The organism is Vibrio sp. TRT 21S02, assembly GCF_050113675.1.
Classification (GTDB): Bacteria; Pseudomonadota; Gammaproteobacteria; order Enterobacterales; family Vibrionaceae; genus Vibrio.
Window position 1 is genome coordinate 35,467 of record NZ_JBNJOI010000006.1, and the last position, 14,225, is coordinate 49,691.

Annotated in this window: 16 protein-coding genes; 5 read left to right on the top strand and 11 right to left on the bottom strand. The window is 44.7% G+C overall.

Annotated elements, in window-relative coordinates:
* Positions 1 to 21: 21 nt before the first annotated feature.
* From glpT to ACQEXU_RS09545, 3 genes are all read left to right on the top strand, one after another.
* Positions 22 to 1,386, top strand: a complete 1,365-nt coding sequence (gene glpT / locus ACQEXU_RS09535) for a glycerol-3-phosphate transporter (protein ID WP_367990142.1) — start codon at positions 22 to 24, stop codon at positions 1,384 to 1,386.
* Positions 1,387 to 1,452: 66 nt separating this feature from the next.
* Positions 1,453 to 2,508 carry a glycerophosphodiester phosphodiesterase gene (glpQ, locus tag ACQEXU_RS09540; RefSeq protein WP_427010623.1) on the top strand — a complete coding sequence of 352 codons (1,056 nt, stop codon included), beginning with the start codon at positions 1,453 to 1,455 and terminating at the stop codon, positions 2,506 to 2,508.
* Between the two features lie 249 nt (positions 2,509 to 2,757).
* Positions 2,758 to 3,438, top strand: coding sequence for an outer membrane beta-barrel protein (locus ACQEXU_RS09545; RefSeq protein WP_427010624.1), 681 nt, complete (start codon positions 2,758 to 2,760; stop codon positions 3,436 to 3,438).
* 51 nt (positions 3,439 to 3,489) lie between these two features.
* Here the strand turns inward: ACQEXU_RS09545 and ACQEXU_RS09550 are convergent, their stop codons facing one another.
* The 7 genes from ACQEXU_RS09550 to rbsD form a co-directional block, all read right to left on the bottom strand.
* Positions 3,490 to 4,152, bottom strand: a complete 663-nt coding sequence (locus tag ACQEXU_RS09550; protein WP_427010625.1) for an SDR family NAD(P)-dependent oxidoreductase — start codon at positions 4,150 to 4,152, stop codon at positions 3,490 to 3,492.
* A gap of 20 nt (positions 4,153 to 4,172) precedes the next feature.
* Positions 4,173 to 5,183 (bottom strand): substrate-binding domain-containing protein, encoded by a 1,011-nt coding sequence (locus ACQEXU_RS09555; protein WP_427010626.1) that lies wholly within the window; start codon positions 5,181 to 5,183, stop codon positions 4,173 to 4,175.
* Between the two features lie 13 nt (positions 5,184 to 5,196).
* Entirely contained in the window at positions 5,197 to 6,114 is a 918-nt protein-coding gene (rbsK, locus tag ACQEXU_RS09560) for a ribokinase (RefSeq protein WP_427010627.1), read from the bottom strand.
* A 147-nt stretch (positions 6,115 to 6,261) separates the two neighbouring features.
* Positions 6,262 to 7,140, bottom strand: coding sequence for a ribose ABC transporter substrate-binding protein RbsB (gene rbsB / locus ACQEXU_RS09565; RefSeq protein WP_367990148.1), 879 nt, complete (start codon positions 7,138 to 7,140; stop codon positions 6,262 to 6,264).
* A 58-nt stretch (positions 7,141 to 7,198) separates the two neighbouring features.
* Positions 7,199 to 8,182 carry a ribose ABC transporter permease gene (gene rbsC / locus ACQEXU_RS09570; protein WP_367990149.1) on the bottom strand — a complete coding sequence of 328 codons (984 nt, stop codon included), beginning with the start codon at positions 8,180 to 8,182 and terminating at the stop codon, positions 7,199 to 7,201.
* Positions 8,179 to 9,684: a ribose ABC transporter ATP-binding protein RbsA gene (gene rbsA / locus ACQEXU_RS09575; protein ID WP_427010628.1), complete on the bottom strand. Its 1,506-nt coding sequence runs from the start codon at positions 9,682 to 9,684 to the stop codon at positions 8,179 to 8,181. The genes rbsC and rbsA overlap by 4 nt, the downstream gene beginning before the upstream one ends.
* A gap of 24 nt (positions 9,685 to 9,708) precedes the next feature.
* Positions 9,709 to 10,128 (bottom strand): D-ribose pyranase, encoded by a 420-nt coding sequence (gene rbsD, locus ACQEXU_RS09580; RefSeq protein ID WP_367990151.1) that lies wholly within the window; start codon positions 10,126 to 10,128, stop codon positions 9,709 to 9,711.
* A 298-nt stretch (positions 10,129 to 10,426) separates the two neighbouring features.
* Between rbsD and ACQEXU_RS09585 the strand changes: the two genes are divergently transcribed.
* Positions 10,427 to 10,582: a DUF3012 domain-containing protein gene (locus ACQEXU_RS09585; protein WP_367990152.1), complete on the top strand. Its 156-nt coding sequence runs from the start codon at positions 10,427 to 10,429 to the stop codon at positions 10,580 to 10,582.
* Between the two features lie 113 nt (positions 10,583 to 10,695).
* Here the strand turns inward: ACQEXU_RS09585 and ACQEXU_RS09590 are convergent, their stop codons facing one another.
* Complete coding sequence (locus tag ACQEXU_RS09590) at positions 10,696 to 11,136, bottom strand: GNAT family N-acetyltransferase (protein WP_427010629.1); 441 nt, start codon at positions 11,134 to 11,136, stop codon at positions 10,696 to 10,698.
* Positions 11,137 to 11,434: 298 nt separating this feature from the next.
* Between ACQEXU_RS09590 and ACQEXU_RS09595 the strand changes: the two genes are divergently transcribed.
* On the top strand, positions 11,435 to 11,983 hold the full coding sequence (locus tag ACQEXU_RS09595) for a hypothetical protein (protein ID WP_367990155.1): 549 nt from the start codon (positions 11,435 to 11,437) through the stop codon (positions 11,981 to 11,983).
* 61 nt (positions 11,984 to 12,044) lie between these two features.
* Here the strand turns inward: ACQEXU_RS09595 and ACQEXU_RS09600 are convergent, their stop codons facing one another.
* The 3 genes from ACQEXU_RS09600 to ACQEXU_RS09610 form a co-directional block, all read right to left on the bottom strand.
* Positions 12,045 to 12,818 (bottom strand): substrate-binding periplasmic protein, encoded by a 774-nt coding sequence (locus ACQEXU_RS09600; protein WP_374144823.1) that lies wholly within the window; start codon positions 12,816 to 12,818, stop codon positions 12,045 to 12,047.
* Between the two features lie 108 nt (positions 12,819 to 12,926).
* Positions 12,927 to 13,208 carry a hypothetical protein gene (locus ACQEXU_RS09605; protein ID WP_427010630.1) on the bottom strand — a complete coding sequence of 94 codons (282 nt, stop codon included), beginning with the start codon at positions 13,206 to 13,208 and terminating at the stop codon, positions 12,927 to 12,929.
* A gap of 145 nt (positions 13,209 to 13,353) precedes the next feature.
* Positions 13,354 to 14,196, bottom strand: coding sequence for a DMT family transporter (locus ACQEXU_RS09610; protein ID WP_427010631.1), 843 nt, complete (start codon positions 14,194 to 14,196; stop codon positions 13,354 to 13,356).
* Positions 14,197 to 14,225: the final 29 nt, after the last annotated feature.

A 14,225-nucleotide genomic window follows, 5' to 3' on the forward strand; every position in this document is an offset into this window, starting at 1 on the left:
ATAACTCCATAAGAGGCTCTTATGCTAGGTATATTTAAACCAAAGGCTCATATTGATCGACTCTCCGAAAGCGTGATTGACAGCACTTACCGCCGATTACGTTGGCAATTATTTGCTGGCATCTTCATTGGTTACGCTGGCTACTATCTGGTTCGTAAGAATTTTAGTTTGGCGATGCCCTACTTAATTGAACAAGGCTTTAGCCGAGGAGATCTAGGGGTAGCACTGGCTGCCGTTTCTATTGCGTACGGACTGTCTAAGTTCTTAATGGGCAGCGTTTCCGACCGTTCAAACCCGAGATATTTCTTGAGCGCTGGCCTTCTGATGTCAGCACTGGTTATGTTCTGCTTTGGTTTTATGCCGTGGGCAACCGGAAGCATTACTGCCATGTTCATTCTGTTATTCCTCAATGGCTGGTTTCAAGGAATGGGATGGCCCGCTTGTGGACGAACTATGGTGCACTGGTGGTCCCGTAAAGAAAGGGGTGAGATCGTCTCCGTCTGGAATGTTGCACACAACGTCGGTGGCGGCTTAATTGGTCCTATGTTCCTACTTGGCTTATGGGCTTTTAACGATGACTGGCGTACCGCATTTTATGTTCCCGCATTTTTTGCCACTCTCGTTGCCATTTTTATCTGGTTAACCATGCGTGATACTCCACAATCCTGTGGTTTACCACCGATTGAAGAATACAAACACGATTACCCAGATGACTACGATAAGTCCCATGAGCAAGAGATGACGGCTAAAGAAATCTTCTTTAAATACGTTTTCAATAATAAATTGCTTTGGTCGATCGCTATTGCCAACGCTTTCGTTTACCTGATCCGCTACGGTGTGCTCGATTGGGCTCCGGTATACTTAAAAGAAGCCAAAGAATTTACCGTGGATAAATCTTCATGGGCTTATTTCTTATACGAGTGGGCGGGCATTCCTGGCACGCTCTTGTGTGGTTGGATCTCTGACAAACTATTCAAGGGGCGCCGTGCCCCAGCGGGCATTCTATTTATGGTACTCGTTACGCTTGCGGTGCTTGTGTATTGGTTTAACCCAGCTGGTAATCCAGCAGTGGATATGGCGGCTTTGGTTGCGATCGGATTCCTAATTTACGGTCCAGTGATGCTGATTGGCCTGTACGCACTTGAGCTTGCACCGAAAAAAGCAGCGGGTACGGCGGCTGGCTTAACCGGACTATTTGGTTACTTAGGTGGCGCGGTCGCTGCAAATGCAATTTTGGGCTATACCGTTGATCACTTCGGTTGGGATGGTGGTTTTATCATTCTAGTTGGTTCTTGTATTACATCTATCGTGTGTCTGACTTATGCCTTCCTTGGCGAACGAGCTCACCACGAACGTAAGCAAAAAGAAAAAGAAGCACTTGCATAAAATCTGTCGTAATAACGTCATAAATTGATGGCAGCCTTTGGGCTGCTATCTGATAAGGAATAAATCATGAAAACTGTTACTTTTTGTGCATCCGTTATTGCACTCAGCTTGTCCGCCAATGCATTCGCCAAACCACTCGTCGTCGCACACCGCGGTGCTTCAGCTTACCTACCCGAACACACACTGGAAGCCAAAGCACTTGCCTATGCGATGAAGCCGGATTACATCGAACAAGATGTTGTCATGACCAAAGATGATCGCTTGGTTGTCTTACATGATCACTACCTAGACCGCGTGACTGACGTTGCTGAGCGGTACCCAAACAGAGCAAGAAAAGACGGCCGCTACTATGCAATTGACTTTACGCTTGCTGAAATCAAAACCTTAAAGGTCACCGAAGGGTTTAAACTGGATGATGCAGGGAACAAGGTTGCTGGGTACCCAACTCGCTTCCCTATGTGGAAAGGTGATTTTACCGTTCCAACTCTGGAAGAGGAGATCGAACTCATCCAAGGTTTGAACAAAACATTGGGCTACGACATTGGTATTTACCCAGAAATAAAAGCACCTTGGTTCCACCGCCATGAAGGTAAAGACATCAGTAGCGCCGTGCTAAAAGTACTGAAACAATATGGCTACGACAGCAAGGACGATAAAGTCTACCTTCAGTGCTTCGATCCAAATGAATTAAAACGAATCAACGATGAGCTGATGCCATCAATGAATATGGACGTAAAATTAGTTCAGTTAGTCGCTTATACCGACTGGAACGAAACCATGGTATACCAACGTGAAAAAGCCACACCTTACAGTTACGACTGGATGTTTGAGCCCGGCGCAATGAAAAAAGTGGCGGAATATGCAGAAGGACTAGGCCCTTGGAAGCCAATGTTGGTGGATAACAAATCAACCAAAGGCAATATTATCATCAAGCCTTTAATGAAAGAGGCAAAAATGGCCGGGCTTGAAGTTCACCCTTATACATTCCGTGCCGATCCAGGGCGTATCGCACCATACGCAGAAAACTTTGAAGACATGCTAGATATTTTCTACAACCAAGTGAAAGTAGATGGATTATTCACCGACTTCCCAGATAAAGCCGTCGAGTTTCTAAATCACTAACCTTCAAATCCCCTATGAAAGGTGGCGTTGATGCCACCTTTTTCTTTCCCCTAACGTTATTGTTTCCATACGACAAAACTGTTTTGCCGCTCAAGATGTTGGCAAGCAATTTGTAATTTATATAATTCAGCGCGAAATATAATTACGGACAATTAATTCAATTTGCGCGTTGTTACCCAGATGGACAACCGCATCAAACATAACGGAATGGATTGCTGACACAACAATAATACGTAATAGACTTAATCAATGAAATTGACAATAAAATCTCTTGCTGCAACCACGCTTTTACTTGCTCCTTTTGCCCAAGCAAATCATTTTTACATCGGATTAGAAACGACAGGTTCGGTGATTGATTATAAATCTTCAGACTACGCCATCGACGGCCAAAATTATGATGTAGATAAATCTGCATTTGGTCTTGGTGCGACGTTAGGGTATCGATATAGTCAGTGGCTGTCTTTGGAAGCAGGTGCAAGTTATACATACTCAAACCCTATTACAGAGACCATTTATAATACGGTGACCTTGGGTAGCACCAGTGTAAGAACACGTAATTTCTTGGATTTAGAGACTAATATTTATTCGTTCTCACTTGCACCCAAGTTCACGCTACCTTTGAATACCAAGTTAAACCTGTTCGCTAAGCCTTCTATCCATTACACCATTACCGATGCTGATGTGTACTACAGTGGTTCACGCAGCATTTATGACAGCGGATTATTCCTAGACAGTGACAGCAAAAGTACAAATGCAAGTAATAAAGAAAAGTACTTTCATGGTGCCGTTGAGCTGGGTACGGATTTCAACATAACTAAGAATTTTGGAATGAAGTTTTCTTACCAATACCTATTTGACGGGGTTCAGTTCAGCAGCGACGAGAAACTGGATCAGCAAACATTCAAAGTCGGCGTATTCTGGTTTATGTAAATACAAAAAGGATGGCATGCGCCATCCTTTTTTTTGCCAAGCTTTTATGCACTATTGTCGATTAATGGTGATATCAGACACATACCCATGTTTGGTTGATGGCATCGCCTGCTTAAGCATGGTGGCCGCCTCTTCTCCTGTCATAAATGAAGAGGTATCCATATCCGTACCGCTGGTTACCCAAAATTCCGTTGCCATCCCACCCGGATATACACCAACTAATTTCATGGGCTTTCCTTTCAGCTCGATACGAAGCGATTCCAGCAATCCACGCACGCCCCACTTCACTGCGCAATAAGTGGATTCATTTGCTTTCGCGACTTGTGCTGCGGTAGACATCACCACCGCCACTGTGACTGGTTGGTTTTGGTAACGGCTAACTAAAGCTTTTAAAAACAACATAGTGGACGTAAGGTTATTTTCCACTAACTGAGTCAATGATTCTGCTGATTGTGTTTCAATCGGGCCAAAGCAACCACTTCCCGCACAGTGGTAGATCATCTTTGGCGTTTCAGGTAGCGTATCGAGCAATTGAACAATCTGGTTTTCGTCCATTAAATCCGCTACCGAAGTGGTCACATCACCAGACAGAGTCTGAGCTAACGCCGCTAATTTAGCTTCACTCCGCCCGCTGAGTAATACAGGGCTTTCTTCGCTATAGAGCTTAGCCAATGCAGAGCCTAGTCCCCCTGTTGCTCCCGTAATTAAAATCATAATGGTTCCTTCAGTGTGGTCTATTGATGGTGCTGGGCAACACTTTTGCGTTTCACCAACGTGGGCTCCAGCTGCACGATTTGCGGCTCAGATGTCACTTTATTTAATTTGTTCAATAACGTTTCTACGGCCGCTTGACCCAAACGATATTTAGGCTGGTGAATGGTGGTGAGTGACGGAGTCATGAACTTGGCAATATGGATATCATCGTAACCGATAAGGGAAAGCTCATCAGGAATCTTTATACCCTTTTCGTTCGCCGCATTAATTACCCCCATCGCCATCATGTCATTACACACAAAAATGGCACTCGGTAGCGGGCCTGCTTGATGCATTTTATTAAATGCTTCGTAGCCACCTTCACATTCGAAATCCGCTTCGACAATCCAGCGTGAGGCGAACTCAAGTCCCGCCTCGTTCATCGCCCGTTTATAGCCTTCGTAACGCATTTGAGCTTGGTGTTTAATCAAAGGCCCTGCAATACAACCAATGTCTCGATGTCCTGCTTCAATCAGATGCTTGGTCGCAAGGTATCCTCCACGAAGTGAATTGTCTTGGATCTTATCGCTGGTAAACAGCATCGGCCCCCAATCCATCACCACAACAGGCAGGCTGGTGTACTTTTCAAAGACATCAAGTCGCTCACCTTCCAAAGACGAACACATCAAGATCAAGCCATCAACTCGCTTTTGCAATAAGGTATTAATCGAGGCTTTCATCCGCTCATTATCACCTTCTGTGTTACATAAGATGAGGTTGTAGCCTTTTTGATAGCAGCTGCGTTCAACCCCTTTCACCACTTCACCAAAAAATGGGTTGGTCGAGGTAGTCACAAGCATACCAATGGTTTGAGTTCGATTGACTTTTAAGCTTCGAGCGATAGCGGAAGGGGCAAAGTAGTTGAGCTCTTTAGCTGCGTTATTCACCCGTTCTGAAATCTCTTCACTAACAAAACGGGTTTTATTGATGACATGGCTAACCGTTGAGGTAGAAACTCCGGCGAGTTTCGCAATATCTTTCATTGTTGCCATGTCATTCTCCTAATTATTGACTAGCAAGAAAGCGATCCACTTCCTCCCGTTTTGGTATCGACGTTTGTGCTCCAAAACGTGTTACGCTGATCGCAGCCGCTGCATGAGCAAACTGAATAGCTGATTTTAGTGGCTTCTCTTCTAATAAACCAGTGAGCAATGCCCCATTAAACGTATCTCCTGCCGCTGTTGTATCCGTGGCTTCCACTCTAAAGCCCGGAATGATCTCGCCTACTCCGTTTTCACTTAACCAAACACCTTGTGCACCTAGTGTAATAAGGACCGTCTCCACCCCTTTCGCATGCAGAATATTAGCCGCTTCCTGAGCCGAGTCGTGATCAGAGACCGCCACACCAGTAAGCACTTCCGCTTCCGTTTCATTTGGCGTGATCACATCAACACACGCAAGCAACTCATCACTCAATGGTTTCGCTGGTGCCGGGTTTAAAATCACTTTAGTCGCCGAGAGCGCCGCTTCTTTTGCTGCTGCTTCAACACCACAAGTCGGTGTTTCTAGCTGCATGAGTAAGTAGTTGGCTTGACGAATTTTTTCTAAATCCGGCTCAATCGCTTCCGCGGTTAACTTTGCATTCGCCTCTGCAGAGATACAAATGCTATTTTCGCCACTTTCTGCCACTTGGATCATCGCAATACCAGTGGGACAATTGGGCTGCATTTTTACCCCTGAGATGTTGATACCGTCAAGCTTGAAGCTTTCACGGATATTAATACCAAACGCATCATCGCCGACACATGCCACAAACCCGACATCAGCACCTAGTCGTGCCGCAGCAACCGCTTGATTTGCTCCTTTCCCACCGGGAATAACCTGATAGCCATGACCATGTAACGTCTCGCCCGGGCGAGGAAATGAAGGCACTTTTAAAACATGGTCAGCATTAACACTACCTAACACCACTAACTTACTCATAAGGTAATCCTCGGTTCTTAGCGAACCTTTATACAAACGTTGGAACAGATAGCTTTGGACTTTGCCAAAACGCAAAGCTATCTACTCTGTGAAGAAAGCCCTCCTCCCAACAAACGACAGGAGAAAAATGAAAGGAGGGCATAAAACTTATTTGGTGATCACTTTAAGTGGCACAGGAATGTACTCTTCAACCGATTCACCTTTAAGTACTTTGTCCGCCGTTTCAACACCGAGCGCACCAATCATGTCTGGCTGCTGAGCTACTGTCGCTGCAAGCTTGCCTCGATTAACCGCAGCAATGCCGTCATCAGTTCCATCAAAGCCAACGATCATGACATCTTTACCAGATGCTTGAACCGCACGTAACGCGCCGAGCGCCATTTCATCGTTTTGCGCGAATACCGCTTGCACATCTGGGTTAGCTGCAAGCAAGTTCTCCATTACGTTCAAACCTTTCGTACGGTCAAAGTCTGCAGGTTGGCTAGCCAGTAATTCCATCTTGCTGCCTTTAACGGCATTCATGAAACCTTCACCACGCTCACGCGCAGCCGATGTACCTGCAATGCCTTCAAGCTGAATAACTTTCGCCTTCTCACCTACTTTTTCCACAATGTAGTGACCCGCCATTTCACCGCCAACAATGTTGTCAGAAGCAATGTGACTCACAACATCACCACGGCTCGCGCCACGGTCTAGCGTCAGTACAGGGATTTTCGAACGGTTTGCCATGCGAATAGCATTGGATACCGCATCAGAGTCTGTTGGGTTAATCAGAATAGCTTTAACACCACGGATGGTTAAATCTTCAATATTGGAAAGCTCTTTACTTGGATCGTTTTGTGAGTCCAGAACAATCAAGTTGTAGCCCAGCTCTTTTGCTTTTGCTTCCGCGCCATCTTTCATGGTGACAAAAAATGGGTTATTCAACGTGGATACCACGATGGCCATTGTGTCTTGCGCTTGCGCAGCAACAGACATGGTGGAAGAAAGCAGTGCAGCAGAAATAAGAGTTGCCAGTTTTTTCATCGTTATCGTCCTTTGTTTAAGTGAGCCAGTGCTTAGCAACTGGCTCTATTGTTATGGTTTACTTGTTTTTGTTGTCTACCAGTACCGCCAGCAAAATCACCACTGCTTTTGCTATCATCTGATAGTAAGAAGAAACATCTAGAAGGTTTAAGGCGTTATTAAGGAAGCCAATAATCAGTGCGCCGATTAATGTTCCCATAATACGGCCCTTACCTCCCATTAGACTGGTGCCACCGAGTACCACCGCAGCAATCGCATCGAGCTCGTATCCCATACCAGCCGTTGGCTGAGCAGAAGAAAGTCGCGAAGTCACGATGATGCCAGCCAAAGCAGCTAACAAACCGCAAATGGCATAGACACCGATTTTTACACGGTCAACATTGATACCCGACAAGCGAGTCGCTGACTCATTACCACCCAGTGCATAGACATAGCGGCCAAAGCGAGTGTGGTTTAGTAAATACCAAGCAGCAGCAAATACGACGACCATAAGCCAAACAGGAACAGGGATACCTAGCGCATAACCAGTACCAAACCATGCAAACGCATCAGCCGTATCAGTAAAGCCAGTTGAGATAGGTCGACCATCGGTATAAACCATGGTGACACCACGTAATAACGTCATTGTAACCAGTGTAGCAATGAAGGCTTGAACCTTGCCTTTCGCGATGATTATGCCGCTAATCGCTCCAAGTGCCGCACCTGCAAGTAACGCAGTCGGTACCGCAATCAAAACCGGAACTTCCATTGCAATTAAACTGGCTGCAAATGCACCACATAACGCCAGTACGGAACCGACACTTAAGTCGATACCCGCAGTGAGTATTACTAACGTCATACCCACCGCAATGATTGCATTAACAGAAGTTTGACGAAGAATATTGAGAATGTTGTCGACGGTAAAAAAGTTAGGGTTTAAAAACGACACAACAACAATTAAAAATAGTAATGCAATCAGTGATTTTTGTTCAATCAACCACTCTTTGCTAAACAGCGTTTTTGTACTGTTTTCAGTTGGTTTGCTCATGGTCTTGGTACTCATGCTGCTTCCTCGTTAATCTTTTTGCCTACTGCACACGCCAATAGTTTTTCTTGATCGGCGTCTTTGGCATCAAACTCACCACTAATACGGCCTTCATGCATAACCAGAATGCGGTCGCTCATTCCCAGAACTTCTGGCATCTCAGAGGAAACCAGTATGATGCTCATGCCGTCTGCTTTAAATTTGTTGATGAGTTGATAAATTTCTTTCTTTGCCCCAACGTCAACGCCACGAGTGGGTTCATCGAGGATCAATACTTTTGGTTTGGTCATTAACCCTTTCGCAATCGCTACTTTTTGCTGGTTACCACCCGATAAATTGCCAATGATCTGATCGCGAGTTGGCGTTTTAATGTTAAATAGCTTGATAAAGTCTTCGACTGCGGTCACTTCGTCGTAATGACGAATCTGAACACCCTTAGTCAGTTTATCCAACGCGCAAAGAGACATGTTTTCTTTAACCGACAACCCGAGCACTAAACCATCCCCTTTACGATCTTCTGAGATGTATGCAATACCATTTGCTAAGCCATCTTGCGGACTCACAGGGTTAATGGTTTTGTTGTTTAGGTTAATAACCCCTCGTTTGCTGGGGAGTGCGCCATAGATAACCTTCATCAGCTCAGTGCGCCCAGCTCCCATCAGGCCAGAAACACCTAAGATCTCGCCGCGTTTCAAGGTAAAACTGACATCATGCACACCCGATCCCGTTAAACCGATGACTTCAAGGCAGGTGTCACCATGTCTAACATCAACCCGTGGGTATTGTTCTTCCAACTTTCGCCCAACCATCATTTCGATCAGGCCGTCTTCATTGGTGTCTGCGACTTGGCACTCACCGATAAATTTACCGTCGCGAAGCACCGTAATGTCATCACAAATTTGGAAAATCTCTTTCAGACGGTGGGAGATATAAACAATGCCGCACCCTTCATCACGTAGCTCATTGATCACCTTGAACAAAGATTCGGTTTCGGTGTCAGTGAGTGCATCGGTTGGTTCATCCATGATGATGACTTTAGATTCAAAAGAGAGAGCTTTTGCAATCTCAACCATTTGCTGCTCACCAAGGCTCAAGTCACCTAGCAAAGCTCTGGAGCTGTGTTTAACATTCAGCCTCGCCAGCAACTTGTCGGCTTCTTGGTACATTCGGCCCCATTGGATTGAACCCAACGCACCAGTAAACTCTCGGCCTAGGAAGATATTTTCTGCAATAGTCAACTCTGGGATAAGGTTTAGTTCTTGGTGGATAATACTAATGCCCGCTTGTTGGGAATCTCGTGGTCCCTTAAAGGCTGCTGGTTGTCCTTGATAACGAATTGAACCAGCGTCTAAGCTGTATATCCCCGTCAACACCTTCATTAATGTTGATTTACCTGCCCCGTTTTCTCCCATCAAGGCCATCACCTTTCCCGGGTACACGTTCAAGCATGCTTTATCCAGAGCTTTCACTCCGGGAAAAGCTTTTTCAATATCACTGAGTTGCAAAATCGCTTCAGTCATAATCCGTCCTCAACCTTTAATGGGTTAAAACACCACACCAGCTTTGAAAATAACGTTCGCATAAGGTGTGAATTCCCCAGTACGAATAATCGCTCGGCTTTGCTGGGTTCGAGTTTTAAACTCTTCATGAGAAACATAGTCGATGCTGATTTTCCTGCCTGACTGTCGCTGCTCCTCTTCTAATTCGTTGAGCAACCAAACATGATGCTCTGGGCTAACGTCAGCAAACTCTTTTGCCATAATCACCCCTTCAATTTGAGATTCCGAGAGCCAAACACGTACGGTCTCAATAAAGCTGGGCGTGCCTCGAGTCAGGGCTAAATCAACACGTTGCACTTCCTCAGGAATCGGCAGGCCTGCATCACAAATAGTGACTTCATCCGTATGGCCCAAGGTCGCCACCAAATAAGAAAGTTCAGAATTTATCAGGGTACTTTTTTTCATTTTTCATCTCTCAGACACGTTACGCCGACAGTAAGCATTCTTAACTACATTAGTGATAAAACACTCATCGAAACGTTTCGATGAAATCATAATTGGTCTCATCAGATTTGCGAGGTAGTTAAAGTTATTGTGTGATTGGGATCCTTGAACAAGGGATTTTCAAAATAGAAAAAGAGAATTTGATCACGGTAACAAAGTTGCGACATAAGTAAAAAATCAGGCATTCTTTACATATCGGTTAAGTAAAAGCCGTTATACTCGCGACCTTTTCGGTCTCAGAATTTTGAAGGAGCACAATGTGAAAAAAATCGCACTACTACTATTTTTAGCGACTCAACTGATGGCATGTACAGAAGTCGGCAGTGAAGAATGGTGTAAAGATATGCAGGAAAAACCAAAAGGTGACTGGACAGCCAACGAAGCAAAAGACTTTGCTAAGCACTGCATTTTCTAAGTGAGTGATACACTGGCTCGCGAGATGCGTATATCGCTCAAGCGAACAGCGAGTTAAGTGTGTGAGAGGTTTCTCGCCTAGAGCTCTAAGCAAAACCTCTCAATAACTCTTCATCAGACACTCGGCTCTCGCTTCATATAAACAAAGGCATCATCTTCGGAATTCTTTGAAAACCCAAATTGTTGATATAACTTTGCTACGCGATTGCCTTGCAAGTAACACAGTGTTGTCGGTACGCCTAAGCGATCGGCTTCGGTTAATAGCTGACTCAAAACATCACTGCCCAAGCCTCTTCCCTGATATTCAGGCAGTATGAAGAAGCGTCCTAAGTAGCACTGCTCTTCGCTAATTTTCCATAAGTAGCTGCCTACAGCTTTTCCTTCAACCTCAATGATCGTTGGCCTATCTTCCTGCCACTCTCTTGCATGGATAACGCGTTGATCTTGTTCGTTCCACCCAAATACCTGCTCTATCACAGGAAACTCCGCCGCCTTTTTCAATTCAAAAAGAAATGAATAATCCGATACCTTCGCCGGACGCACTGTGTACTTCATTGTGCTCACTTTTTCAGCCCCAATATTAACGATGCACTAAGCCGCATATAAAAACATAGACAATACTCATTTTTAAAAGCTAACCCTATGTAACACAAGACTCGAATATGAAAATTTTGCGTTTTTATGACTAAATTGAGCTGGCGACATTTTATTCTTTACCCTAGAATGTGCGGCATAAGTCTATATATTTTTCTCAAACTCAGTTTTCCTTGTGTTGCCAATGCCTTAACGCTTCTTTTCAGGTTTTGAGCACTTCAAGGAAGTGTGTGTAATTGTTTATTTAGCGTATTCACCGATGGAACAAGACAAATTTATCAATGTGTACCGCATACCAACGGGTTTTCAAATCCGCATCGGTAAGTGGCAACAAACATTCAAAGGCACGTCTGATCTTGTCCTGCACCGCGTGCTGGAAACTCGCAATCAGCGTTATCGTAAAACCGATTATTTTCCCGCAGGTTGGTGTGTTAAACCGTTTGAGAAAGATGACTTCTCCATTACCCATCACGGTAATTATATCCAAACGGCAATGCGGACTATGCTGGATCGTAAAGTCTCTTATAAACGTGTTTATCTATCGCGCTTAGCATTAGAAAAGGCGGAGCCAGCACTGCAAGCATTCAAGCAAGAGTGGATTCAAAAACACAACCGAGTTGCAAAAAAGTATAACCAAATCAAAAAGAAACAGATGATGCGTTATGCTAATGAAGAACTGGAAACCATCTACCCTTCAATCCCTAAAGGGGAGTTTGACCGCAAACTGTGGAACAAATTGGTGATTTCAGAGCTGGGCTCACCAAAGAAATTTGATAACCCATATTTCGTGAAGAAAGCGGTGTTTTAAACCTTAATCAAACGTTAAACAGCCCTTATCGGGCTGTTTTTGTTTATTCCATACAATATCTCTAACGATATTTGAAAATGATACTATCGTAGAGAGAGACACCCTCTTCCGTCATGGTTGTCTTCATTTCATCAAGCGCTTGTTGCAGCTCATCCAACAAAGGCTGCGGGATGTGTTTATTAAACGCATAGTAAACTTCCCCTTCTCTTAAGGTGTACACCGCCTCAAACAAACTGCTTTCCACGCCAACTTGTTTTGCCCACCAATACGCTGCTTTTTCATCATAAGCTAAAAGATCAATGCGCTTTTTCATCAATTGCTCAGCCAAGGTTGTAACATACGACGCTTCTTGCATGGCGTCCCGGGGAATTCCCATGGCTAGTAAGGACTGCTCTCCAATATCATCCCGAATGACACCAATGGTGTAATTGGCCATTTCCATTGGATCATTGATTTTTATGTTGGCGTCTTTGCGGGCAAGAACAACAACTTTAATATCACTAATTGGACCAACCCAATTGAACAAGTTTTCACGATGTTCAGTTCGAGTCGTGGAGAAAAGAACCGCATCTTTTTGCGTTAATGTCGCTCGGTAGGACCGTGCCCAAGGCCCGACATGAATCTGTTCCATCTTCACTTCCTGCCCCATCATCTGACTGGCAGACAGCAAAATATCGACGGCAAATCCCTGAAGCTTTCCATCAAGCGTAAAATTAGCTGGCGGATACTCTTCGGTATTAAAGCGTAAGTCAGATAAACTGTTGACCGCAGCATGCGCATTAGCTGCCACCATCATCAATACGGTAGAAAAACCAGTGATACGGACTGTAAACATAGTAGGCTCCACATCCATGTAGCTACTTTAAAGCTAGTCCAGTGGAAGCCCTCCGTATAGAAAAAATTGTACTAAGGCTGAGACATTATTTACTTTGTTAACTCATACCTAAGCAGACAGTAGATTATTTCTAACCAGTCCTCGTCTCACATTAGTACACAGTTTTCCGAAGCGCCGAATATCATCAAATTGAGGAATGACTCCGCGTGACATCGCAGATTCCCAATAGGTAAGCTCTGAATCCACCAGCTCTAGCAGCTTTTTGGGGCAGCCAATACAGTTTCCCTTCACACCACATACAAATGTTTCAGACTCATATAGCGGCAATTCTGCTTTTACTTGTTGAATAATCAACTGCATGGCGGTCATGCGATCAGGTTTGGGGCTCATAATGAAGTAACACGGCAACAGCAAAGGGTGGATTATATATCCATATGATCACGATGAATAACCGTATTTACTGATGGCTTAGATTAGGGTCTGTTGATCTTTCGCGGTTAAAATCAGCTCGAAAGGTCACAGACCCTAGGCAAGTTCAACGCTCAGACTTGACTTTCATGACCACTAAGATGCCTCCTAAGATCAAAATTGAAGCTATGACGGCTTGTAGAGAAAGCGCTTCTCCTAACCATATTGTGCCAGCAATAAACGCGAGTAGCGGCACTGAGAGCTGCGCGACTGAAGCTTGCAATAATGAAAGCCGTTTTAAGATCCAATACCACAATACGTAGCCACCGCCAGAAGTCACCACACCAGAAAGCAGTGCAAGCGATACCCCATAGCCACTTAAACCAGACGCAAAGCCAATCCAAGGTAAAATAAACAACATGACAAGACTTGCGCCAACGAACCCTTGAGTAATACCAACCACCGCTGAACTGCTTTTTTGACCTAAAAGCGTGAAAGCTGCCCAACCCAATCCCGAAAGGATCATCATGATGGCTGCGAACAGATCCGGCTGCTGCGCACCAGGCAACATCAAGATAATAAAGCCAACAATAGCGCACAAGCTTCCAAAGCCTTCACGCCCTGATAATTTATGGCCTTGCCACAAATAGGCACCGATAAGAGCAAATTGCACCGTCGCAAATAAAATCAAAGCGCCAGTCCCTGCCGCAAGAGCAACATACGCGTAAGAGAAAAAGATCGCATAAACAAAAAGTGCGCAGCCATTCCATAAAGTCATAGACGACTTCAGTACGTAAACTCGCCCTTTCCAAACACCACTTAGTGCAACAAGCACAAATGCTCCAGAGAACAACCGAATCACGGTAAACGTCCCCGGTTCTATCGCTCCTGATTGTAATGCTAAGCGGCATAAAATGGAGTTTGCCGCAAAAGCCGCCATGGCGACAAACGTGACTAAATAAGTGTGCATTTTCTTTTATTCCTACATAAACGCGATAT

What these genes read in the sequence shown, in the direction of transcription:
- glpT (WP_367990142.1), top strand. Translation starts at nt 22, where the DNA reads ATGCTAGGTATATTTAAACCAAAGGCTCATATTGATCGACTCTCCGAA.
- glpQ (WP_427010623.1), top strand. Translation starts at nt 1,453, where the DNA reads ATGAAAACTGTTACTTTTTGTGCATCCGTTATTGCACTCAGCTTGTCC.
- ACQEXU_RS09545 (WP_427010624.1), top strand. Translation starts at nt 2,758, where the DNA reads ATGAAATTGACAATAAAATCTCTTGCTGCAACCACGCTTTTACTTGCT.
- ACQEXU_RS09550 (WP_427010625.1), bottom strand. Translation starts at nt 4,152, where the DNA reads ATGATTTTAATTACGGGAGCAACAGGGGGACTAGGCTCTGCATTGGCT.
- ACQEXU_RS09555 (WP_427010626.1), bottom strand. Translation starts at nt 5,183, where the DNA reads ATGGCAACAATGAAAGATATTGCGAAACTCGCCGGAGTTTCTACCTCA.
- rbsK (WP_427010627.1), bottom strand. Translation starts at nt 6,114, where the DNA reads ATGAGTAAGTTAGTGGTGTTAGGTAGTGTTAATGCTGACCATGTTTTA.
- rbsB (WP_367990148.1), bottom strand. Translation starts at nt 7,140, where the DNA reads ATGAAAAAACTGGCAACTCTTATTTCTGCTGCACTGCTTTCTTCCACC.
- rbsC (WP_367990149.1), bottom strand. Translation starts at nt 8,182, where the DNA reads ATGAGTACCAAGACCATGAGCAAACCAACTGAAAACAGTACAAAAACG.
- rbsA (WP_427010628.1), bottom strand. Translation starts at nt 9,684, where the DNA reads ATGACTGAAGCGATTTTGCAACTCAGTGATATTGAAAAAGCTTTTCCC.
- rbsD (WP_367990151.1), bottom strand. Translation starts at nt 10,128, where the DNA reads ATGAAAAAAAGTACCCTGATAAATTCTGAACTTTCTTATTTGGTGGCG.
- ACQEXU_RS09590 (WP_427010629.1), bottom strand. Translation starts at nt 11,136, where the DNA reads ATGAAGTACACAGTGCGTCCGGCGAAGGTATCGGATTATTCATTTCTT.
- ACQEXU_RS09595 (WP_367990155.1), top strand. Translation starts at nt 11,435, where the DNA reads ATGGAACAAGACAAATTTATCAATGTGTACCGCATACCAACGGGTTTT.
- ACQEXU_RS09600 (WP_374144823.1), bottom strand. Translation starts at nt 12,818, where the DNA reads ATGTTTACAGTCCGTATCACTGGTTTTTCTACCGTATTGATGATGGTG.
- ACQEXU_RS09605 (WP_427010630.1), bottom strand. Translation starts at nt 13,208, where the DNA reads ATGAGCCCCAAACCTGATCGCATGACCGCCATGCAGTTGATTATTCAA.
- ACQEXU_RS09610 (WP_427010631.1), bottom strand. Translation starts at nt 14,196, where the DNA reads ATGCACACTTATTTAGTCACGTTTGTCGCCATGGCGGCTTTTGCGGCA.